Raw genomic sequence first — 1155 nt, forward strand, 5'->3', positions numbered from 1 at the left:
CCGGACACCGCCCGGCAGGCTCAGGCCAAGGAAAGCGAGGAAAACCGCGCGATAACGCAGCGAACAGGAAAATGGCATGAAAGCTCCGGCCCCGCTGGTTTCACTCCACCGGAGGATAGGGCGGGCAGGTGAGGCCCGCGGGTGAAAGGGTAAAGACCTCGCACCCCTCTTCCGTAACCCCCAGCATGTGCTCGAACTGGGCCGAGAGGGAGCGGTCGCGCGTGACGGCTGTCCAGCCATCATCAAGGATCTTCACATCGGGACGACCGATGTTGAGCATGGGCTCGATGGTGAAGAACATGCCCGGGCGCAGCACCAGCCCCTCACCGGGGCGACCGTAATGCAGCACGTTGGGCGGCGCGTGGAAGGTGCGACCGATTCCATGGCCGCAGAAATCCCGCACCACCGAAAAACGGCGCGCTTCGGCATAGGTCTGGATCACATGCCCGATGTCACCCAGCGTGACGCCGGGGCGCACCGCCTCGATGGACAGCATGAGCGCGCGGTAGGTCGCCTCGATCAGCTTCTGCGCCTTGATGGAAACATTGCCGACCGTGTACATGCGGCTGGTGTCACCATACCAGCCGTCCAGAATGACGGTGACATCGATATTGAGGATGTCACCATCCTTCAGCGCGCGATCACCCGGAATGCCGTGGCAGACGACATGATTGATCGAAATGCAGCTCGACGCCGGATAGCCGCGATAGCCCAGCGTTGCCGGAACCGCGCCATTGGCCACCATGTAGTCATGGATCAGCCGGTCGAGTTCGCCCGTGGTCACGCCTTCACGCACATGCGGCGTGATCATGTCCAGCGTGCGGGCGGCAAGCTGCCCGGCCGCACGCATGCCGGCAAAATCTTCCGGGGCGTGAAGCTGCACCCCGCCGCCGTGCATATCGCCTTCCATGCCGTATCCTTTCCTGTACTCGACACATGACCATCCGCCCGCGGTCATGCAAGGGACGACAGGAACCTGCCTGAGCCACCTGTCAGCCGCGCCGGATGGATAACGGGCTTCCTATACAGCGCCGGATCGCGGCTGTCAGCTTCGGGCCTTCGCATGGCTGTGCGCGCCATGGGCCACACGCCCCATTCCCACCAGATGTACATGCGCGCGCACCGGCGCCGGATGCGCCGCATGCACGACCGCCC

General features: G+C 64.0%; 1 protein-coding gene. It reads right to left on the reverse strand.

What is annotated here, in order from left to right; translation table 11 throughout:
• Nucleotides 1-100: 100 nt before the first annotated feature.
• Nucleotides 101-910 carry a type I methionyl aminopeptidase gene (gene map, locus JCM25156_RS17435; RefSeq protein ID WP_025814162.1) on the reverse strand — a complete coding sequence of 270 codons (810 nt, stop codon included), beginning with the start codon at nucleotides 908-910 and terminating at the stop codon, nucleotides 101-103.
• Between the last annotated feature and the right edge of the window lie 245 nt (nucleotides 911-1155).

This window comes from Komagataeibacter kakiaceti JCM 25156 (genome assembly GCF_000613305.1).

Coding starts and splice junctions, on each gene's coding strand:
- map (WP_025814162.1), bottom strand. CDS start 910: ATGGAAGGCGATATGCACGGCGGCGGGGTGCAGCTTCACGCCCCGGAA.